The sequence below is a fragment of the Methylorubrum sp. POS3 genome (assembly GCF_043352485.1).
Taxonomy (GTDB): domain Bacteria; phylum Pseudomonadota; class Alphaproteobacteria; order Rhizobiales; family Beijerinckiaceae; genus Methylobacterium; species Methylobacterium suomiense.
On the sequence record NZ_JAPRBT010000001.1, the window covers coordinates 2,586,736 to 2,607,845 of the forward strand.

17 protein-coding genes are annotated in these 21,110 nt (G+C 67.5%); 9 read left to right on the forward strand and 8 right to left on the reverse strand.

Translation table 11 applies throughout. The features are described from left to right. The first annotated feature begins 2 nt into the window (after window positions 1-2). From mnmE to OWC43_RS12175, 6 genes are all read left to right on the forward strand, one after another. Window positions 3-1,334: a tRNA uridine-5-carboxymethylaminomethyl(34) synthesis GTPase MnmE gene (gene mnmE, locus OWC43_RS12150; protein WP_393956886.1), complete on the forward strand. Its 1,332-nt coding sequence runs from the start codon at window positions 3-5 to the stop codon at window positions 1,332-1,334. Window positions 1,335-1,712: 378 nt separating this feature from the next. Beyond that, window positions 1,713-3,587: a tRNA uridine-5-carboxymethylaminomethyl(34) synthesis enzyme MnmG gene (gene mnmG, locus OWC43_RS12155; protein WP_393956887.1), complete on the forward strand. Its 1,875-nt coding sequence runs from the start codon at window positions 1,713-1,715 to the stop codon at window positions 3,585-3,587. Window positions 3,588-3,747: 160 nt separating this feature from the next. After that, window positions 3,748-4,383, forward strand: coding sequence for a 16S rRNA (guanine(527)-N(7))-methyltransferase RsmG (gene rsmG / locus OWC43_RS12160; protein WP_393958546.1), 636 nt, complete (start codon window positions 3,748-3,750; stop codon window positions 4,381-4,383). Then, on the forward strand, window positions 4,380-5,210 hold the full coding sequence (locus tag OWC43_RS12165) for a ParA family protein (RefSeq protein ID WP_137830497.1): 831 nt from the start codon (window positions 4,380-4,382) through the stop codon (window positions 5,208-5,210). The genes rsmG and OWC43_RS12165 overlap by 4 nt, the downstream gene beginning before the upstream one ends. Window positions 5,211-5,245: 35 nt before the next feature. After that, window positions 5,246-6,151, forward strand: coding sequence for a ParB/RepB/Spo0J family partition protein (locus OWC43_RS12170; protein WP_393956888.1), 906 nt, complete (start codon window positions 5,246-5,248; stop codon window positions 6,149-6,151). A 175-nt stretch (window positions 6,152-6,326) separates the two neighbouring features. After that, window positions 6,327-6,746 (forward strand): TerB family tellurite resistance protein, encoded by a 420-nt coding sequence (locus OWC43_RS12175; RefSeq protein ID WP_393956889.1) that lies wholly within the window; start codon window positions 6,327-6,329, stop codon window positions 6,744-6,746. Between the two features lie 18 nt (window positions 6,747-6,764). Here the strand turns inward: OWC43_RS12175 and holA are convergent, their stop codons facing one another. Together holA and lptE are read right to left on the reverse strand one after the other, a co-directional pair. Beyond that, the gene (holA, locus tag OWC43_RS12180) at window positions 6,765-7,796 is read right to left on the reverse strand and encodes a DNA polymerase III subunit delta (protein WP_393956890.1); all 1,032 of its coding nucleotides are present in this window, start codon (window positions 7,794-7,796) and stop codon (window positions 6,765-6,767) included. A gap of 18 nt (window positions 7,797-7,814) precedes the next feature. Continuing rightward, on the reverse strand, window positions 7,815-8,369 hold the full coding sequence (gene lptE / locus OWC43_RS12185; protein WP_137830500.1) for an LPS assembly lipoprotein LptE: 555 nt from the start codon (window positions 8,367-8,369) through the stop codon (window positions 7,815-7,817). Window positions 8,370-8,611: 242 nt separating this feature from the next. On the opposite strand from lptE, the gene OWC43_RS12190 reads away from it, so the two are divergent. Together OWC43_RS12190 and OWC43_RS12195 are read left to right on the forward strand one after the other, a co-directional pair. Beyond that, on the forward strand, window positions 8,612-9,070 hold the full coding sequence (locus OWC43_RS12190) for a hypothetical protein (RefSeq protein WP_238307441.1): 459 nt from the start codon (window positions 8,612-8,614) through the stop codon (window positions 9,068-9,070). 110 nt (window positions 9,071-9,180) lie between these two features. Continuing rightward, window positions 9,181-10,284, forward strand: a complete 1,104-nt coding sequence (locus tag OWC43_RS12195) for a DUF2125 domain-containing protein (RefSeq protein WP_393956891.1) — start codon at window positions 9,181-9,183, stop codon at window positions 10,282-10,284. Window positions 10,285-10,390: 106 nt separating this feature from the next. On the opposite strand, the gene OWC43_RS12200 is transcribed toward OWC43_RS12195, so the two are convergent. The 6 genes from OWC43_RS12200 to ispG form a co-directional block, all read right to left on the reverse strand. Continuing rightward, entirely contained in the window at window positions 10,391-11,386 is a 996-nt protein-coding gene (locus OWC43_RS12200; RefSeq protein ID WP_393956892.1) for a prephenate/arogenate dehydrogenase family protein, read from the reverse strand. Further along, window positions 11,383-12,501 carry a pyridoxal phosphate-dependent aminotransferase gene (locus OWC43_RS12205; RefSeq protein WP_393956893.1) on the reverse strand — a complete coding sequence of 373 codons (1,119 nt, stop codon included), beginning with the start codon at window positions 12,499-12,501 and terminating at the stop codon, window positions 11,383-11,385. The genes OWC43_RS12200 and OWC43_RS12205 overlap by 4 nt, the downstream gene beginning before the upstream one ends. 176 nt (window positions 12,502-12,677) lie before the next feature. Next, window positions 12,678-13,136, reverse strand: coding sequence for a hypothetical protein (locus OWC43_RS12210; RefSeq protein ID WP_393956894.1), 459 nt, complete (start codon window positions 13,134-13,136; stop codon window positions 12,678-12,680). Between the two features lie 118 nt (window positions 13,137-13,254). After that, window positions 13,255-15,489 (reverse strand): TonB-dependent siderophore receptor, encoded by a 2,235-nt coding sequence (locus OWC43_RS12215; protein WP_393956895.1) that lies wholly within the window; start codon window positions 15,487-15,489, stop codon window positions 13,255-13,257. A 397-nt stretch (window positions 15,490-15,886) separates the two neighbouring features. After that, window positions 15,887-17,881, reverse strand: coding sequence for a potassium transporter Kup (locus OWC43_RS12220; protein WP_393956896.1), 1,995 nt, complete (start codon window positions 17,879-17,881; stop codon window positions 15,887-15,889). 349 nt (window positions 17,882-18,230) lie between these two features. Further along, entirely contained in the window at window positions 18,231-19,559 is a 1,329-nt protein-coding gene (ispG, locus tag OWC43_RS12225) for a flavodoxin-dependent (E)-4-hydroxy-3-methylbut-2-enyl-diphosphate synthase (RefSeq protein ID WP_137830507.1), read from the reverse strand. Between the two features lie 328 nt (window positions 19,560-19,887). Between ispG and OWC43_RS12230 the strand changes: the two genes are divergently transcribed. Next, window positions 19,888-21,048 (forward strand): patatin-like phospholipase family protein, encoded by a 1,161-nt coding sequence (locus OWC43_RS12230; RefSeq protein ID WP_137830508.1) that lies wholly within the window; start codon window positions 19,888-19,890, stop codon window positions 21,046-21,048. The last annotated feature ends 62 nt before the right edge of the window (window positions 21,049-21,110 follow it).

Consider the following 21,110-nt stretch of genomic DNA (forward strand, 5'->3'; position numbering starts at 1 on the left):
CGATGCCCCCTGCCCTGCCGGAGCGGGCCGACACGATCTACGCTCCTGCCAGCGGCTTCGGTCGTGCGGCGGTGAGCGTCGTCCGGATCAGCGGTCCGGCGGCCGCCGCCGCGCTCTCTGCCCTGGCGGGCGACCGCCCGGAGCCGCGGCGGCTCTCGCTGCGTCGCCTACGCGATCCTGCGTCGGGTTCGTTGCTCGATCAGGCTCTCGTCGTTTGGCTGCCTGGCCCCGGTACGGCCACCGGCGAGGATATGGCCGAACTCCATTTGCATGGCGGAACCGCCGTGCGGGAGGCCGTGCTGCAGGCTCTGCGTTCCGTGCCCGGGTGCCGGCCTGCGGAGGCCGGTGCCTTCACCCGCCGTGCCTTCCTCAACGGGCGGATCGATCTGACCGAGGCCGAGGGCATCGCAGACCTGATCGATGCCGAGACCGAGGCGCAGCGGCGTCAGGCCCTGCGCCAACTCGATGGTGCCCTGGGTCGTCAAGTGATGGCTTGGCGCGACCGAGCCATCGATCTCCTCGCCGCCGCCGAGGCTGCCCTGGACTTTGCCGACGAGGGTGACGTGGACGAGGTGGGCCTCGACGCGGCGCAGGCCGAACGCGCGGCTTGCCTCTCGCAGGAAATCCGAGGAGCGCTGGCCGATGGGCGCCGGGGCGAACGTCTACGGGAGGGGTTCTTCGTCGTCCTGGCCGGTCCGCCGAATGCCGGCAAATCGACCCTGCTCAACGCTCTGTCCAAGCGCGATGCCGCCATCGTCTCGGAGATTCCCGGCACCACCCGCGACGCCATCGAAGTCCGCTGCGATCTCGGCGGCTTGCCCGTGACCCTCGTCGATACGGCGGGGCTGCGCGAGACGGACGATCCGATCGAGGCCGAAGGCGTGTTCCGCACCCGACGACGCATCGAGACGGCGGATCTTGTTCTGCACCTGATCCCGGCGGATGCTCCGGAGCCTGCATCGCTGGGGGGAACGACGACGATCCAGGTGCACACCAAGTCCGACCTCACGACAGCTCGGCCGCTGGAGGAGGGTGCTCTCGCGATTTCGGCACGCACCGGTGCCGGTCTCGATGCCTTGCTTGATGCGATTCGCCAGCAGGCCGAGGCGTCTCTCGGGGGCGACGCATTGGTGACCCGCGAGCGCCATCGCGATGCGCTCAACCGTGCCATCGTTCACCTGGATCGCGTGGCGAGCGCGGCCCCCGACCATCCGCCCGAATTGATCGCCGAGGATCTGCGCTTGGGTGTCCGAGCCCTCGGCGAAGTCGGTGGCCATGTCAGTGTCGATGACATGCTGGATCGACTCTTTGCCGGCTTCTGTATCGGCAAATAAAAGTTATTTGCCGGCTTATGTATGACCTTAGGTTCGGTTTGACGTCCGTATCCTTCGGTCATCCTCCCGCGGCTCGAAGGCATCGTGACCCCAATCACTCGTCCGATTGCGAATCGTCACAGCCTACCCAGTCCCTCTCATCTCACCCACAAGCATCGACGGGCAGGGCAGCCGAAGAGGGAAGGACGAGAAGCAAGAACACAGCCTTCGTTTCCCCAAGACAAACTCTCTCCGGATCTATGGCCACAGATGGCGACGAGGTGGAGGAGGCATCAGACGCCGTGTCGACGAAGTCAGATCCCTCCCCTGTCGAGCGCCCGTGATTCGAACGACGAATCGCGTTGACCGCGCGGCGCACCCACGCGTAAGCAACCGGTCATGCACCCTTCTCTGACGAGCTACGACGTCATCGTCGTCGGCGGCGGCCATGCCGGCGTCGAGGCTGCGGCCGCTGCGGCGCGGGTCGGTGCCCGCACCGCCCTCGTGACGCATCGTGCCGCGACCATCGGGGCCATGTCGTGCAACCCCGCCATCGGCGGCCTCGGCAAGGGCCATCTCGTGCGCGAGGTCGATGCCCTCGATGGCTTGATGGGCCGCGTGGCCGACGCCTCGGGAATTCAGTTCCGCCTTCTCAACCGGCGCAAGGGTCCGGCGGTGCGCGGCCCTCGCACCCAGGCCGATCGAGCCCTCTACGCCCGTGCCATGCAGGCGGCGATCGCCGAGACGGCGGGTCTCACGGTGATCGAGGGCGAAGTCGACGATCTGATCATCGAGGGTACCACCGTCGCCGGTGCGATGTTGGCGGATGGGCGACGTCTGGCGGCACGGGCCGTTGTCCTGACCACCGGGACCTTCCTGCGTGGGCTGATCCATATCGGCGAACGGCAGGTTCCAGCCGGCCGCGCCGGGGAGGGGCCCGCGCTCGGGCTGGCCGAGACGCTCGATCGTCACGGCTTCCGCCTCGGCCGCCTCAAGACGGGTACACCGCCGCGGCTCGACGGACGCACCATCGATTGGACCGCCCTGGAGATGCAGCAGGCGGACGAGGATCCGGTCCCGTTCTCGACCCTCACCGAACGGATCACGACGCCCCAAATCGCGTGCGGGATCACCCGCACGACGCAAGGCGTGCACGATCTGATCCGGGCGAACCTGCACCGTTCCCCGATGTATTCCGGCGGCATCAGCAGCCGCGGCCCGCGCTACTGTCCTTCGATCGAGGACAAGGTGGTACGGTTTGGGGACCGTGAAGGCCACCAGATCTTTCTGGAGCCCGAGGGTCTCGAGGATCCGACCGTCTATCCGAACGGCATCTCGACGGCCCTACCCGAAGAGGTTCAGACCGCCATCATCGCCGCGATTCCGGGCCTGGAGCGGACCCGTATCCTGCGGCCCGGCTACGCCATCGAATACGACTACGTCGATCCGCGCGAGCTCGACGCGACGCTTCAGACCAAGCGGCTGCCCGGCCTGTTCCTGGCAGGACAGATCAACGGCACCACGGGCTACGAGGAGGCGGCAGGGCAGGGGCTGGTCGCAGGCGTGAATGCCGCGCGCTTGGCCGGCGGCTCCGATCTCGCCGTGTTCGACCGGGCCGAGTCCTATCTGGGCGTCATGATCGATGACCTCGTCACCCATGGGGTGAGCGAGCCCTACCGTATGTTCACCTCGCGCTCGGAGTATCGCCTCTCGCTCCGCGTCGACAATGCCGATGAGCGGCTGACACCCCGCGGCGCGGCGCTCGGTTGCGTCGGGGCAGTCCGGGCCACCCATTTTGCCGCCTCTCAGGAGGATCTAAGGGGCGCGCGCGCCCGGCTCGATGCCCTGAGCCTGACCCCGAACGAGGCGGCCGGTCACGGCCTATCGCTCAACCGTGACGGTCTGCGTCGCAGCGCGTTCCAACTGCTCTCCTATCCGGAAATCGGTTGGGAGCGCCTTGCCGCGATTTGGCCGGATCTGGCGGAAGTGCCGCCGCGGATCGCCGAGCGCCTTCGCACGGATGCGACCTACGCGGTCTATCTCGACCGACAGCAGGCCGACATTGCCGCGTTCCGTCGTGACGAGGCGGTCCGCCTCCCGGCCTCCCTCGACTATGCTGCCATTGCCGGTCTGTCGAACGAGATGCAGGTCAAGCTCGATGGCGTCCGCCCGACCACGCTGGGGCAGGCCGCGCGTATCGAGGGGGTGACACCTGCGGCGCTGACTCTCTTGGCCGCGCATGCGCGACGCGGGCGCCTACAGGCATCGGCGTAGGTCGAAATGATCCCAGACCCGTATCGACGATCTGTACCTGGGATGCCTGGCGCGACCCGGGACGGGAGGGGCATCCATTCGGCTGCCTGCCACTTTCAGTCTCTGATGAGCATCGTCGAAGGGTTTCGTTTCGATGCGTTTCGCCATTCGTGACCGCCAGATGACCTCCGACCAGCGCGAACGCGTTCTCGCTGCGCATGATGTTTCACGTGAAACAGCATCCGCGCTCGATATCTATGTGGAGCAGCTTGGACGTTGGCAGAACGTCAAGAACCTCGTCGGCCCAGCAACGCTGAGCGAGGTCTGGCATCGGCATGTCGCGGACGCCCTCCAGCTCCTGTCTCTAGCACCCACCGCGAACAGCTGGGTCGACCTCGGATCCGGTGCAGGCATTCCCGGCCTGATCCTAGCGATTGCCGGACGGGAACGGCCGGACTTCCATGTTGCGCTCGTTGAGAGCAACGCGCGCAAATGCGCCTTCCTCACCGAAACGGCTCGGCTGACCCGCGCGCCGGTCACCGTGCATAATGGGCGGATCGAAGCGGTCATCGGCAAACTTGCCGGTGCGGACATCGTCTGTGCCAGGGCGCTCGCGCCGCTGACTCAATTGCTGTCCTGGACCGAGCCTCTGTTGAAAAGGGGAACAGTCGGTCTGTTTCCGAAGGGCCGTGATGCAGCCGTGGAATTGACCGATGCGGACAGAGAGTGGACATTCGCCCGCGACCTGATTCCGAGCCGTACCGACTCGCAGGCACGAATCGTGCGCGTCACGTCGCTTTCCCGCGTGGACTCATGACCGATTCTTCACAGCCCAAGCCGCTCCGGGTGCTGGCGCTCGCCAATCAGAAGGGCGGCGTCGGCAAGACCACTACGGCGATCAATCTGGGCACCGCGCTCGCCGCCATCGGCGAGCAGGTGCTGGTGATCGACCTCGATCCCCAAGGCAACGCCTCGACAGGCCTCGGCATCGACCGCCGTCGCCGTCGGGTTTCGACCTATCATGTCATGGCCGGCGAGGCGCCCTTGGCGGAAGCGGTGACGCCGACCGCCGTTCCGCGCCTCTCGGTCGCGCCCTCGACCATGGATCTGCTCGGCCTCGAACTGGAATTGGCGAGCGCTCCGGATCGCGCCCACCGCCTGCGAAACGTCCTGCGCGATCTCACGCAAACGCCCGGCGCGGAGCCGATCACCTACGTCCTGATCGATTGCCCACCCTCGCTCAATCTACTGACGATCAATGCGTTGGCCGCATCGGATGCGGTGCTGGTGCCCCTCCAATGCGAGTTCTTCGCGCTCGAAGGCCTGAGCCAGCTTCTGCGCACCGTCGAGCAGGTGCGGGGCGCCCTGAACCCGAAGCTCCAGATCCAGGGCGTGGTGCTCACGATGTACGACCCGCGCAACAACCTCTCGGCCCAGGTGGTGGCGGACGTGCGCGGCTTTCTCGGCGACAAGGTCTACGAGACCATGATTCCGCGCAATGTCCGCGTCTCGGAAGCCCCGTCCCACGGCAAGCCGGTGCTGCTCTACGACCTGAAATGCGCGGGATCTCAGGCCTATCTGCGCCTCGCATCCGAGGTTATCCAGCGCGAGGGCCGGGCACCGCCGCCCGCGGCCGCCGCGTAACAGACCCAACAGAGTAACGGAGTTTTCCAGTGGCGATGGCGGATGATGCGGCCCGGCCGCGGCTCGGACGTGGCCTCGCGGCCCTGATCGGCGATTTCTCCGACGACGCGCCGCGGGAGGATTCCCGCCCGCCCCAATCGCAGCGCAAGGTGGCGGTGGAGTTCCTGCGTCCGAATCCGCGCAATCCCCGGCGCCGGTTCTCGGAGCCGGAACTCGATGAGCTTGCGGCCTCGATCCGCCAGCGCGGCGTCATTCAGCCCATCGTCGTCCGGCCCCTGCCCGCCGTGCCGGGGACCTTCGAGATCGTCGCCGGCGAACGCCGTTGGCGCGCCGCTCAGCGAGCCGGCATCACCGAGGCGCCGGTCGTCGTCGTCGAGATCGACGACCGTACCTCGCTCGAATACGCGATCCTCGAGAACGTTCAGCGGACCGACCTGAACGCCATCGAAGAAGCCGCCGGCTATGAGCGGCTGATGGGAGAATTCCAGTACACCCAGGCCGAATTGGCGGAGTTGTTGGGCAAGAGCCGCAGCCATCTCGCCAATACGTTGCGGCTGCTGCAGCTCCCGCCCGCGATTCAGGATCGGGTCACAGCCGGAGAGATCACCGCCGGCCATGCCCGCGCGCTGCTCTCCGTGCGCGATCCGGAGGGAATCGCTCGACGCATCGTCGCCGAGGGCCTCTCCGTCCGCGAGGTCGAGGCTCTCGCCGCGGCGGACAATTCTGTGTCCGAAGCACCGCGACCCGGACGACCCCGACGTGCCTCGGGCAGCGATACGACCCTTCGATCGCTGGAGGATGTGCTGGGCCGCGCTCTCGGCCACGCGGTGGCCGTGAAGGACAAAGCGAGCGGGGAGGGGGAGATACGCATTCGCTACGGCAGCGCCGAGGAGCGCGACGCGCTCTGCCGCAAACTCAGCGGCTCGGGTGCGGAATCGTAAGCCGATACGCTTTACTAGTCGCTGTCAGATTTGATTTGCCGATTAAGTTCGTATGATAGATTGGATTAAATTATCCAAGTAATCGTGCAGGTTAATCCGATCGACAGCGCAGTACTCCTCGTCTAAGAGCCTCCGGCCCTTCCGCTCGATGCGGAAAGCCGCTGGAGGTACGACCATGTTCAACATGTTCAAGTCGCAATCGTCCCTCGACCTCACACCACGCAATTGCCTGACTGTCGCTCTGCTCTATTGCATGGGTTCCGACGGGGAACTCGATCCTGAGGAGCTGGGGCATCTGATGTCCGTGCTGGGCCGAAACACCACCCGGCAACAGCTCGACGCCGCCCTGCGCTACGCCCGGTCCACGCCGCCGCAGCAATTCCTGGCCGATGCCACGCCGCGGCTGCGGCCGGATCAGCGCCTCTGCATCGTCCTCAACATGATCGACAGCGCCATGGCCGATGGCGAGGCGGAGCCCGGCGAGCAGCGTCTCATCATGGATTTCGCCCGGAGCTTCGGTCTGAGCGAGGTCGATCTGACCCCGCATTTCCGGACCCTCGTCGCGAAGAACGACCGCGCGGTTCTGGACCGCTGAGGGCACCGCCTCCCTTGCTCAGGGCCGCCGCCGGGCCGCCTCGATCGCGATGCGCAGGAACATCGCCTGCGCCTGAGCGTGGGCAAGGTCCGGCTCGGCGCGGCGGCAGGCCAGCACGCCGTCCTGCAACCATGCCACCGCTTGACGCAGACCGTCCGCCGACCAGCGGGCGAGCTGCGTCTCGGCGGTCGCCTTGCGACGGAAATGGAGGCCGCGCCAATTGGCGACGAGTTGGCTCGCGCTGCCGCGGGGATTGTCGAGGCGCAACGACAGCAGCGTCATGGCATGGCGAAGGCCCGCGCCGAGCATCGCCGAAGGATCCATCCCCTCGTGGCGGAAGCGGCGATAGGTGCGCTCGGCCTCCCCCGGGCGGCCGGCGAAGGCCGCATCGATCAGCACGTTGAGGACGCTGGCACCGACATCGCTGACGATCGCTTCCACGTCCTCGACGCCGACACTGCCCTGACCGCGGGCATAGAGGGCAAGCTTTCCGATCTCGGACAGGCTGGCCCGGCGGTCGCTGCCCAGGCTGCCGACGAGGAGATCGCGGGCATCCCGGTCGATGCGCAGACCGTCGTCCTGCAGCGTTCGGTCGATCAGATCGGCGAGCGTGCGCTCGTCGTCCGGATAGCAGGGGAGGGCGAGGGCCTTCGGTGACCCTTCGCAGAGCGTGCGCAGCGGCGCGGAGCGGGCAAGGTCGCCGGCCTCGACGACGATGCGAGCGCCCTCGATCGGCGCCTTGAGCACGGCATCGACCGCGGGAGCGTAGTTGCGGCTGCCCGAGCGCACCCAGATGGTGCGTGCACCGCCGAACATGCCGAGGGTGCCGGCCTCGTCCACGAGACGTCCGGGATCGCCCGCCAGCACGTCGCCGTCGAGACGGATCAGGGCGAAGGGATCGTCCGGATCCGCCACCAGCTTGGTGATCAGCCGCGCCGCCCGATCGCCGACGAGGCCGGTATCGGGGCCGTAGAGCAGAATGACCGGCACCCGCGGATCGGGGCCGCGCCGGATCAGCCCCTCGACATCGCCAGCCTTGACCGCCGTCATGAGGTCGCCCTCATGGGCTCAGCTGTTCGGCTTCACGGCGAGGACGGAGGCGATGCGGGTCTTGATCTGCTCCGCCAGCACCTTGGCCAGCCGGATCTCGGCGTCGCGGGCGGCCCTCAGGGAGGCGAAGCGCTGGATCGACCGGTCGTAGGTCGCGGTCGAGGTCGCGACGCCCTCGGTGATGACGCGGCGTCCATCGACGCTCTCCAGGGCGTAGCGCACCGTTCCGACGATCGTGCCGGCCTCGGCGCGGGCGGTGGTCGAGGAGACGATCGGGGTCTGCACCTGCTCGCTGCCCTGCATCTTGAGGCGGTAGCGCTTGGGCGGACCGGCTTGGCCGGAGCCGTCGAGGGCGAAGATCAGCTCGCTGCGCAGGTAATGTCCCAGACGCTCCTGATCCTGCGCCATGACGACGTCGTCGACCTGGATCGCCGCCAGAACTGTCTGCATCGACTCGCCCGAGGCGGTCGGTCCGTAGAGGGGACGAAAGCAGGCGCCGAGATTGAGCGCGAGCCCCAGGGCGAGCGCGAGCCGCGCGAGCCGGGCCCCCGGCCTGTCCGTCGCCACACCCATCCGATGCCTCACGGCTGCTCCTCGACCTTACGCGTGCACGGCCCCGCTTGTACGGCAAGCCGCCCGCCCGGTCATCCTGCCAGAACCATGCTTTACGAAACCTCTGCGGCGAGACGATGATCGTCCGGCGGGTGGGTCGCGCGCTTGCGCGCGAGGCGGCCGATCCCCATTTCTCCTCTACCGCAACCACGCTTCGATCAACGCCTTGACGCTGGACGAACGCGCGGCGTAAATTGGAACAAATGGCGAACAAACGAGCCCTGTCCTGGTCGGTTGCGCTGCGCGACCTGAGGGACGACCGAACCCGGAGAGCGGATGTGCGCGAGGAGCGTCTGCGAACGATGGCGGGCCTGCGTGGCAGCCCGGCCCTATCCCTGAGCGCGTGGCGCGGACGTTCGGGCCGGCGCTACGTCGTCGGCGTTCACGATCTTGCGGCGCCCGATGTCGCCCCCGCAGAGGTGGCTGAGATGGGTCCGGCGGTGCTGATCGCGGTCCGCCGCGATCGTGCCGGCATCGCCCAGCCCGTCTCGGTGACGGCCACCAGCGAGAGCCCGCGTGAGCGGCTGACCCGTGGTTGGCTCACCCGGGTCCGCCAGAAGGGCGCGACCGAGATGCACGTCCACCGCCTCGCCGAGGGCGAGGAGGAGCGTCGTGCCATCGTGGCGGATCTGGCGCTCGATGATGAGGCGGCCTCCGCCTGAAGCACCCGTCGCGGCGTTCCGCTGCGACACAGCGCACTTGCCTTGCGCGCGCCCGATCTCCAAACACGGGCGCGCCCGGATGCTTCGCCGGGCCGCGCAGGACGAGGCCGATGGCGCAGATTGACTCTCCGATCCCCGGCGGAACGGCCGAGCGGCCGCGCAGGCGGATCGGCCTGTTCCTCCCCTATATCCTGCTCGCTGCCCTCGTGCTGGCCTGGACGGTCGGCTGGTTCGTGATCCGGGCGCGGGCCGAGAGCGAGATGGATGCGTGGCTCGCCCACGAGGCGCAGGAGGGCCGCCAATGGACCTGCGCCGACCGCTCCATCACCGGCTTCCCGTTCCGCCTCGAACTTCGCTGCGCATCGGTGCGCTTCGCCCGCTCGGACGGCCGCTTCTCGCTCGGGCCGATCACGGCGGTCGTGCAGATCTACGATCCGCGCCACCTGCTGCTCGAGGCCACCGGCCCGTTCCGGGTCGAACAGGGCGATCTGAGCGCCGATGTGAGCTGGAACGCGCTGGAAGCGAGCTTCCACGGCGCGTCCGATGGTTTCACACGGGCTTCCCTCGTGCTGGATGCCCCGAAGGGCGTCGTGAACACGCCCGATCCCGGTCCGATCGATTTCGCCGCGCGTCATCTCGAACTGCATGCCCGCCCGACGCCCGGCCGCTTCGCCAGCGATGGCGCGGTCGACGTGAGCCTGCGCCTCGCCCAGGCCGCCGTGCCGCGCCTCGACGTTCTCGCGGGCAGCACCGACCCCGCCGATATCGACCTCGACACCACCATCGAGCAGGCCGCCGTGCTGCGCACCGGCACGGTGGCGAACGAATTGGAGACGTGGCGGCAGGCCGGTGGACGCCTCGACGTCACGCGTCTCTCGATCGCCAAGGGCGAGCGCCGGCTTCAGGCGAAGGGCGCCGCCGCGCTCGACCCCGAACACCGCCCGGAGGGCCGATTTGAACTGCGCGCGGTCGGGTTGGAGGCACTGGTCGGGCAGGTGATGGGCCAGCGCTACGGGGCGGATAAGGGGGCGCTGATCGGCAATCTTGTCGGCCAGTTCCTCGGCGGCCTGCGCCGGAAGGAAGATGGCGAAGGCCGTGCGGCGGAGACCGGGACCGACGCGCTCAAGCCCCTGCCGACGCTCAAGCTCGGCGATGGTCGCCTGATGCTCGGCCCCTTTGCGGTGCCGAACGTGGTGGTGCCGCCGCTCTACTGACGCTGCGGGCCTCGCCCTCGTCGCCGACGGGCTGCCTCGGAGCAGCCCCCATCGCCGCTTCATCACGGCCTCATCGGATGGCCGTGCCGGCTATCGGATGGTGCGGCTAAGACCCGGCGCCGTGACGCGACGTCCCCGCTGCGACGTCGGGGAGGGGGCTCTCGCTGCGGACAGAACCGGACGGCGCGCCGCCGCGGGCCCGTCCGAAATCCGCCTCCGCCGTCTCCTGGCCCATGGCGACGATGCCGCGGCGGATCGTCCGGGTGCGGGTGAACAGCTCGTGCAGCGCCTCGCCGTCCCCCCAGCGGATCGCGCGCGACAGGGCGGACAGATCCTCGTTGAAGCGCCCGAGCATCTCCAGCACCGCATCGCGGTTGGTCAGAAAGATGTCGCGCCACATGGTCGGGTCGGAGGCCGCGATCCGGGTGAAATCGCGAAAGCCGCCGGCGGAGAACTTGATCACCTCGGACTGCGTGACCTCTTCGAGATCGGCCGCCGTGCCGACGATGTTGTAGGCGATCAGGTGCGGAACGTGGCTGGTGATGGCGAGGACGAGGTCGTGGTGCTCCGGCGTCATGGTCTCGACGATGGCGCCCAGGCCCTGCCACAGGGACCGCACCCGTTCGACCGCGGATGCCTCCGCGCCCTCGGGCGGGGTGAGGATGCACCATCGGTTGGAGAACAGGGTGGCGAAGCCCGAATCCGGCCCGGAATACTCGGTGCCCGCCACCGGATGGGCCGGCACGAACGTGTTGGCATCCGACAGATGCGGCGCCACGGCGGCGACCACCGCCGCCTTGACCGAGCCGACATCCGAAACCACGGCGCCGGGCTTCAGATGCGGCGCGATCGCCTCCGCCACCGCGCCGATGGCGCCGACGGGCACGCACAGGATCACGAGATCGGCGTCCCGCACGCCCTCGACCGGATCGCAGGTCGCGGTCTCGGCGAGGCCGAGGGCTCTCACCCGCTCGATCACCACCGGATCGCGGTCGATGGCCACGATGGTCCGGGCGAGTCCGTAGGTGCGGGCGCCGCGGGCGATGGAGGAGCCGATCAGACCCAGACCGACGATGGCGATCCGCTCGACCACCTCGCTCACGCGCGGTCTCCGCGGAGGAAGTCGGTGAGGGCGGCGACGAAGGCCCGGTTGGACTCCGCGCTGCCGACCGTCACCCGCAGGGCGTCGGGCAGGCCGTAGGCGGTGACGCGACGCACGATCACGCCGGCCTTGGTGAGATGCGCGTCGGCCTCCGCCGCGCTGCGGCCGGGGGTGTCGGAGAAATGGACGAGAAGGAAGTTGCCGACGCTCGGCGTGACGGTCAGACCCAGAGCGTCGACCTCTCGGGTGAGCCAGACGAGCCACTCGTCGTTGTGGGCGACGGCCGCAGCGATATGGGCCTCGTCGGTGATGGCCGCAGCCCCCGCCGCGATGGCGCCGGCCGACAGGTTGAACGGGCCGCGGATGCGGTTGAGCGCGTCGACCACGCCCTCGGGACCGACCATCCAGCCGATGCGCTGCGCGGCCAAGCCGTGGATCTTCGAGAAGGTGCGGGTCATCACGACGTTGCCGGCTTCCAGCGCCAGTTCCAGGCCGGCGCTGTAATCGTTGGCCCGCACGTATTCGGCATAGGCCCCGTCGAGCACGAGCAGCACGTTGCCCGGCAGCCCGGCATGCAGCCGGCGCACCTCGTCGAAGGGCAGGTAGGTACCGGTCGGGTTGTTGGGGTTGGCCAGATAGACGATGCGGGTGCGCGGCGTCACTGCGGCCAGGATTGCATCGACATTTGCCGTGAGATCGGTCTCCGGTGCCACGACCGGCGTGCCCCCCGCCGTCAGGACGGCGATGCGGTAGACGAGGAAGCCGTGCTCGCAGAAGATGCCCTCGTCGCCGGGGCCGACGAAGGCGAGCGCCAGCAGGGTCAGGAGTTCGTCCGAGCCCGCACCGCAGACTATCCGGGCCGGATCGAGCCCGTAACGCGCCCCGATCGCCTCGCGCAGGCGCGCGGCACTGCCGTCGGGATAGAGCGCCAGCGTCGCGGATTCCGCCCGCAGCGCCTCGACGGCGCGCGGGCTCGGCCCGAGCGGCGTCTCGTTCGAGGACAGCTTATGGATCTTGGCCACGCCCGGCGCAGCGCTCTTGCCGGGCACATAGGCTTCGATGGCAAGCACGCCCGGACGGGGGAGGGGGCGAAGCGCGGAGGGAGATGAGGACATGGTGGCAGCGTGGGGCGGCGAAGACGATGGCCGTCCCTCTACAGCATTTCGGGCCGGCGCGAGAGCCGGCCTATCGCTTGGCCGATGAGCCGACAGGTGTCGACTCATGCGGGATCGTAATCCAGGCCCCTGATCACGGCCCGCCCAGCTGATCGGTCGGACCGGAACGCCGCAGGTTATTTCGGCTTCGCCTCGGGGGGCGTGGTGCCCGGCGGCAGCAGAAGGTTCTTGGCCACCGAACCCTCCGGGCCGTACTCGCCGGCCACCGCGAGACAGGCCTGCTCGCGGTTGAGATTCATCTGGTTCGACATCAGCGTGAAGATGCCCATCACCCGGTTGCCGAACGGCCCGCGCGGGCTGACATCCTCGGGCTTGGTGTTCTGCTTGGCGAGCAGCGCTTCGAACTCGCTCGTGCTGAGCACGTAGCCGCAGACATTGACCGCCGAGAAGATGTAGGCGGCGAATTCCAGCGCACGGGGGCTGGGCGCATTGCGGATCGGCCGGGGCGGGGCGGCGTCTTGCGTGCTGCCCTGCGCGGGCGGCGTCGCCGCGGGGGGCGTTGCCGGCTCCTGCGCGGCCGCAGGAGAGAGTAGGCCGCCGACAAGGGCGGCGGCGAGCAGAAGACGGGCGGTCATCGGACGTTCCTCGAAGCCACGGATTCTCACGATCCGCTTAGGAAGAGAGACCCGAGATAGTCCGACGCGCCGTCGTGTCAAAGCCGGGCCAGGGCCCGGAAACGGGCCCTGCGGCGCTTCACCACTTGTAGCTGATGCTTCCGAGGACGCGGCGTGCTTCGCCGTAGAAGCACTCGTTGGCGGAGATACAGGAAGAAACGAACCGCCGGTCACCGATATTTGTCGCGTTGATTGCCGCGCGCCAATTGCCCCATGTGTAATGCACCTGAGCATCGAAGAGCACATACTCGGGGACCACCAGCGTGTTGGCTACGTTGGCGAATGAACTTCCCACATAGCGCACGCCGCCACCGAAGCCGAAGCCGCGCCAATCACCACTTGGGATCGTGTAATCGGCAAAGATTGATGCCAATACCTCCGGGATACGGGTCGGCGTGCGCCCAACCTGATCCGCTTCGCCCTTGAGCGTGACGAGGTCGTAGGCGGTAAAGGCGCCGACGATGTTGAGTCCCTGGGCAAGATTGGCGACGGCTTGAACCTCGACGCCGCGCGAGCGCACCTCTCCGAGCTGCGAGCTGAAGAAGGTCCCCGGTACGGGCTGCACCACGTTCTGCCGCACGAGATCGAAGGCCGCGGCTGTCAGGAAGAAACCGTAGCCGATCGGCTCGAACTTGACACCGACCTCGACCTGTTCGCCGTATTCCGGCGCAAAACTGCGACGGTTTGCGTCCGAGCCGATCTGCGGCTGGAATGATGTCGAGTAGCTCACGTAGGGCGCAAGACCATCGACAAAATTGTAGATCAGGGCCGCGCGGCCACTGAAAGCCTCGTCACTGCGTTGGCTACTATTGGCGGGGGTCAGTCGGTCCCGCACAACGTTGTCGGCAAAATCCTGCCGTCCACCGAGCACGAGGGTCAACTGATCGGTAAGCTTAATCTGGTCCTGCGCGTAGATGCCGATTTGCTGGAAGGTGTCGGCATTCACAAGATAAGGCGCCGGCCTGCCGCGGATCTGTCCGTAGACCGGGTTGATAATGCTCAGGCCCGGCACGGGATAGAAGTTCGTGAAGTTGGTCCCTTGATTATCGTGCAGGTCGTAACGCTTGTAATCAAGCCCAAGAAGAAGATCGTGCCGGAAGTATCCGTCGAAGAAACGTGCCTCGGCTTGATTATCGACCTGAAAGATGCCGACCTTGGAGCTTGTCAGGAACTGGTAGCGGTTCAGAGTCGTCTCAGCCGCATCCACGTAGCCGGTCTGATTGAGGTATGAGTTCTGGAAGCCGTCGCTGAATGAATAGCGAAGGTTTTGCCGGAAGGTCCATGTCGCGTCGATGGCATGCTCGAATTCATACCCGGCAAACACCTGCTCGCGCTGGAACGTGTTGAGCGCCGGATCACCGACGTTGAGCGAGCGTGGGATACGCAGACCGCTCGCATTCGGACGTACCGTTCCCGAATAGGGCAGGAAGTTCGCCGTAACGGCTGTCGAGTCGCGCTGATAGCTCGTCAAAATGGTGAGCGATGTTCCTGCATCCGGACGATAGGTGAGGGCTGGAGCGATATAGCCACGGTCGTCAGGCGCACCATCGACCTGCGTACCACCCTGACGGCCAAAGCCGGTCAGCCGATAGAACCATTTGCCCGAATCATCGGCAGGGCCGCCGATGTCGAAGGCGCCATAGACCTGACCAAATGAGCCGCCGCCGACCTCGACATAGCCGAACGGTTCGGCTGTCGGGCGTTTGGTGATCTGATTAATGATACCGCCGGGATTGCCGGCGCCGAAGAGAACGGCAGCGGGACCGCGCAACACCTCGATGCGCTCCAGGCCGAACGTCTCTACCTTGAAGGTGCCGAAGCCATAGTTCAGCACCTGAAGCCCATCACGGTAGATACCGTAATCGCTCGCAATGAAGCCACGCAGCGTGAAGTAATCAACACGGGTATCAGCACCGAACGTACCGGAATATACACCAGCCGTGTATTGCGTCGCCTGCGTTAGCGTTTGTGCCTTCTGTGCATCGATCTGCTCGCGTCCCACCACAGTGATCGATTGCGGCGTTTCGATCAGCGGCGTGTTGGTCTTGGTCGCCGTCGCCGAGCGGGTCGCGACGTAGCCATCGACGGGCCCGCGCGGGTCCTCGCGCAGCGGGCGTCCACCGGCGACGGGCGGGCCGGGGACGGTACGGCCGGTTGCGGCATTGCCGCCGGCGCCACCGCCCGCGACCGAGATCTCTTCGAGCTGCGTGCTCTGTTGCGCGTGGGCGCTGACGGTCAGGGCCACCAGCGAGGCGCTCGCCAGAGCCGCCATTCGCAGTCTGGACGAGCCGATGAGTGTGTGAGCCGACCGCATCGCCGTGATTGTCCCATTTGCCCGAACCAGCGGATCCAGCCGATTGCGTGCCCCACACGCGACCGAATCTCCAGTTTGGAACTATGCTAAACTACTGTTATTACTGGCTTTTTGTAAGCTCAGCTGTAGTCAGGCAAGACGGGACGGACAAGGCGCCGGCCGGAACAGCAAGGGTGATAGCCGGGGCCTGTAGCAGGCACGCCACAGGATTGCGCGCAATTCGCGCATCGGCCGCCTTGGCGATCCGCGAAGTTGTACTTTGACGAAGATCCTCAATCCCGCCGTTGCGGCGAGCGGTGCGGAGGATTTCTTTCAAGAGATCGAGCCGGGTGGGCGATCGGTTCGAGGCCCCTTCACTGGCACAGCCCGCCAAGCGGCCTCGCTTTCGATGAGTCCGCTACACCGTCACCTGCGTCCCGACCTCGACGACGCGGCCGGTGGGGATCTGGAAGAAGTCGGTGGCGTCGTTGGCGTTCTTGGCCAGCGTGATGAAGATCCGGTCCTGCCAGAGCGGCATGCCCGAATGGGCGGCGGGCCGGATCGAGCGGCGCGAGAGGAAGAACGAGGTCGACATGATGTCGAACTTGAAGCCCTCGCGCTTCAGGAGCGCCAGCGTCCGGGGGATGTTGGGCGTCTCCATGAAGCCGAAGCGCATCACCACCCGCGAGAAGCCCGGCCCGACGGGCTCGATCCGCACCCGCTCGGATTCGGTTGCGCGGGGCCGGTCCATGGTCTCGACGGTGAGCACCACGTTCTTCTCGTGGATGACCTTGTTGTGCTTCATGTTGTGCAGCAGCGCCGCCGGAGCGATGTCGGGATCGCTCGTCAGGAACACCGCCGTGCCCTTCACCCGGTGGTAGGAGGTGCTTTTCTCCAGCATTCCGACGAGCTCGATCAGCGGCACGTCGGTCTTGCGGGTCTTGTTGACCAGGATCGCCACACCCCGCACCCAGGTCCACATCATCAGCATCAGGCCGCCCGCGAGCAGCAGCGGCACGTAGCCGCCCTCATGCACCTTGAGCAGGTTCGAGAGCATGAAGAGGAATTCGATGACGATGAAGGGCGCGATCGCGATCGCCGCCACGATCGGCGTCAGGCGCACCACCTTCCACAGCACCACGTAGGCCATGGCGGCGGTCAGCAGCATCGTGCCGGTCACCGCGATGCCGTAGGCCGAGGCGAGGGCCGAGGACGAGCGGAAGGTCACTGCCAGGATCACCACGCCGAGGGCCAGCAGCATGTTGATCTGCGGCAGGTAGATCTGGCCGGAATGCGCCTCCGAGGTGTGGCGGATCTCCATGCGCGGCAGCATGCCGAGCTGGATCGCCTGCCGGGACAGCGAGAAGGCGCCGGTGATGACCGCTTGGCTCGCCGTGACGGTGGCGATGGTGGCGAGCAGCACCATGGGGATCAGGCCCCATTCCGGCACCAGCTGATAGAACGGATCGGTCGTGTCGGGCTTGGCCAGCACCAGGGCGGTCTGGCCGAGATAGTTGAGCACGAGGCAGGGCGCGACGAGGAACAGCCACGCCACCTGGATCGGCCGACGCCCGAAATGGCCGAGATCAGCGAACAATGCCTCCGCCCCCGTCACTGCCAGGAACACCGCCCCCAGCGCCACCAGCGCGCCGGTGCCGTGGCCGAGGAGGTAATGCAGGGCGTACCAGGGATTGAAGGCGGCGAGCACGCCGGGATTGCCGACGATGTAGGGAATCGCGGCCGCGGCCAGCGCCAGGAACCAGATCACCATGATGGGACCGAAGAAGGTCGCGACACGGGCGGTGCCGTGGCTCTGGACGGCGAACAGCCCGACGATGATCGCCACCGTGATCGGCAGCACGTAATGGTCGAAGGCCGGCGTGACGAGCTTCAACCCCTCCACCGCCGAGAGCACCGAGATCGCGGGCGTGATGACGGAATCGCCGTAGAACAGCGAGGCCCCGAGCAGGCCCAGCATGAACACGACCTTCGAGCCGCCGAGCGCTTGGCGGGCCTTGGCCATCAGCGAGAGGATGCCGCCCTCGCCGTTGTTGTCCATGCGCAGGAGGATGGCGACGTACTTGATCGTGACGATCAGCAGGAGCGCCCAGATGATGAGCGAGGTGGTGCCGATCACCTCCTCGGGTAGAAGGATGCCATCGACGCGGGAAGGCGCGAGCGCCTCGCGGAAGGCATAGAGCGGGCTCGTGCCGATATCGCCGTAGACGACGCCCACGGAGCCGACGGTCAGGGCCCAGAAGCCGGTGCGGGCGTGGCCGTGGGCCGAGGCTGCGGAGGCGTCGACGGCGCCGGCGGCGGTCGCGACCGGACCGCCCTCGCCGGGCGCCGGCCCACCGACGACGGGGGCTGCGGTGGAATCGGCCGGCAGGCTCGGGCTGGCTGGCTGGGTCATCGGACCGTAGGGTTCGGGTGCGCGCGTCGTCCGGAAGCGTCTGCCGGAGCCGCGTGAAGGGAATGCGTCGGTCGCCCGGATGAGCGCCGACCCGCCGCCGGTTCGGGCCGCGGAGTCATGCCCCGTGCCGTCGCCGCGGGGCGCCCGGGCAGGCCGGGCATCGCCGTGCCCGGAAGCGCGGGGTCGGGGACGGCAAGGTTCAGGCCGGGCATCGCGGCCTCGCGGGGCGGGCGGATCGAGCCAGCGTTAGCATGGGGTGCGACGCCCGGAAACGCCCCTGACGGGTTCCGGGGCCTGGCCCCCTCACGTCGGCCATCCGTCGGCAGAGCGCGCTCACGCGCGCTCCGGCTCACTCGGCGGCGTCGCGCTTGCCCTGGCCGAAGCGACGCTCGATGTAGTCGATGACGATGCCCTCGAAATCCTTGGCCAGCGTCGCACCGCGCAGGGTCATCGCCTTCTTGCCGTCGATGAAGACCGGCGCGCTCGGGCTCTCGCCGGTGCCGGGAAGCGAGATGCCGATATCGGCATGCTTCGATTCGCCCGGCCCGTTGACGATGCATCCCATCACCGCGACGTTCAGGCCCTCGACCCCCGGATAGGTCTTCTTCCATTCCGGCATGGACGTGGTGATCCAGTTCTGGATGTCGCGGGCCAGTTCCTGGAACGTCGTGGACGTCGTCCGGCCGCAGCCGGGGCAGGCGGCCACGAGCGGCACGAAGGTGCGGAAGCCCATGGTCTGCAGGAGTTCCTGCGCGGCCTTGACCTCGACCCCGCGGTCGCCGCCGGGCTCGGGCGTCAGCGAGTAGCGGATCGTGTCGCCGATGCCGTCCTGCAGCAGGACGCCGATGGCGGCCGAGGCCGCGACGATGCCCTTCGAGCCCATGCCGGCCTCGGTCAGGCCGAGATGGATCGCGTAGTCGGAGCGGCGCGCCACCTCGCGATAGACCGCGATCAGATCCTGCACCGCCGAGACCTTCGCGGAGAGGATGATGCGATCCTTCGGCAGGCCGAGCGCCACCGCGCGATCGGCGGAGGTGAGGGCGGACTGCACCATCGCCTCGCGCATGACCGCGCGGGCATCGATGGGGCGGGGCGACTTGGCGTTCTCGTCCATCAGATGCGTCAGCAGCTCGCCGTCGAGCGAGCCCCAGTTCGCGCCGATGCGGACCGTCTTGCCGTACTTGATCGCCTGCTCGATGATGGTCGAGAACTGCGTGTCCTTCTTCTCCTTGAAGCCGACATTGCCCGGATTGATCCGGTACTTGGCCAGCGCCTCGGCGCAGGCCGGATGGTCGGACAGGAGCTTGTGGCCGATATAGTGGAAGTCGCCGATCAGCGGCACGTGCACGCCGATCCGGTCGAGGCGCTCGCGGATCTTCGGCACCGCCGCGGCCGCCTCGTCGCGGTCGACGGTGATGCGCACCAGTTCCGAGCCGACCCGGGCGAGCTGGGCGACCTGAGCCACCGTGGCATCGATATCCGCCGTGTCGGTGTTGGTCATCGACTGCACGACGATCGGTGCGCCGCCGCCGACGGTGACCGAGCCCTCGCCCTCACCGATGCGTACGCCGACGGTGCGGTGGCGCGGGGCGGGCCCGGCGATCTCCGGACCGCGCAGGTTCGGGCTCTGAGCCTCGATCGGGTTTGCCAGGGCGTCGGGAGCTTCCATGACTTCCATCGTGCCTTCGCGGGTCGTCTGTTGTCCGCGCGTGCCAGCCTCGGGCGTTCCGCAGGCGCGGATGGGATCTTATCCGAATCCGGCGCGATCCGCGACGTGTCGCCTCAAGCCCGCGCGAACGGATGCGCGACGCGCCTTGCGCTCAAGGCCGCTTCCATGTCGCATCCCAGGCGGGATGTCGAGCGTGGGTGCCGTGAATGCAAGGATGTCCCTGCGCCCACGCGCGTTAACCTGTATGCATCGGTCCTCCGCGAGGCAAAGAACCGCACGGAACCGATTGCTGCTTTGCACCATCTGTGGAAGCACCGCAACAATCGTGCGAGATCCGATGGACAGGACCAGCCCAGAGACGAGCGCCGCCGCCGTATCGCCGGAAACGTCCCGTGACGACGCTCACGACGACGCTCACAATCCCGTGACCGCGGTCCCGAGCCCGATCGCTCACACCACCCGCCCCGGGGAAGACTTTCGGGGGCTGGCCGGGCCGCGAGCCGAGAAGGCGGTGTCGCTGGCGCTTCAGGGCGGCGGCTCGCACGGGGCCTTCACCTGGGGCGTGCTCGACGCGTTGATCGAGGACGGACGCGTCGCCTTCGAAGCGGTCACCGGCGCGAGTGCGGGGGCGATGAACGCCGTCGTCCTCGTCGACGGCTGGCTCGCGGGCGGGCCGGAGGGGGCACGCGCCGCCCTGGCGGCGTTCTGGCGCGAGGCGAGCCTGGATGCCGATCTCAAGCCGGTGCAGCAGACTTGGATCGACGGGCTGTTCCACGTCTGGAAGGGCAATCCCTTCGTCGAGGCTTGGCTGAAGGTGCTCAATCCCGGGCCCTATGCGGCCAATCCCCTCAACATCAATCCCCTGCGCGGCGCCCTGGAGCGGGTGGTCGATTTCGAGCGCCTGCGGAGGGCCAGCACCGCGAACGTGTTCGTCTCGGCCACCAATGTCTGGACCGGCAAGCTGGCGGTGTTCGATCGGGAGCGCCTGACCGCAGACCACGTCATGGCCTCGGCCTGTCTGCCCACCGTGTTCCAGGCGGTCGAGATCGACGGCGTGCCCTATTGGGACGGCGGCTATCTCGGCAATCCAGCGCTCTATCCGCTGCACGAGGCGCGCACCCGCGACATCCTGCTGGTTCAGATCAACCCGGTGGAGCGCCGCGAGACGCCCCGCTCCCCGCAGGACATCCAGAACAGGCTCAACGAGATCACCTTCAACGCCAACCTGATGCGGGAATTGCGTGCCATCGATTTCGTGCACGGCCTGATCGAGGAAGGTGGCCAGCAGGTGGAGGGGCTGGAGCGGGTCTTCCTCCACCGCATCGACGGGACCGACCTGCTCGACGATTATGCCGCCTCCTCGCGCCTCGACGCCCGCTGGCGGATGATCGAGCGCCTGCGCGACAAGGGCCGCCAGGCCGCGCAGACTTGGCTCGCGGAGGGCTACGACGAGGTCGGGGTGCGCTGCACCCTCGATCTGAAACAGGCATATCAGTAATGCGGAGGCCCCGTGCGGATACCGGGATCCCCGCGGGGCCGATCCTTCCGTCAGGCGGAAGG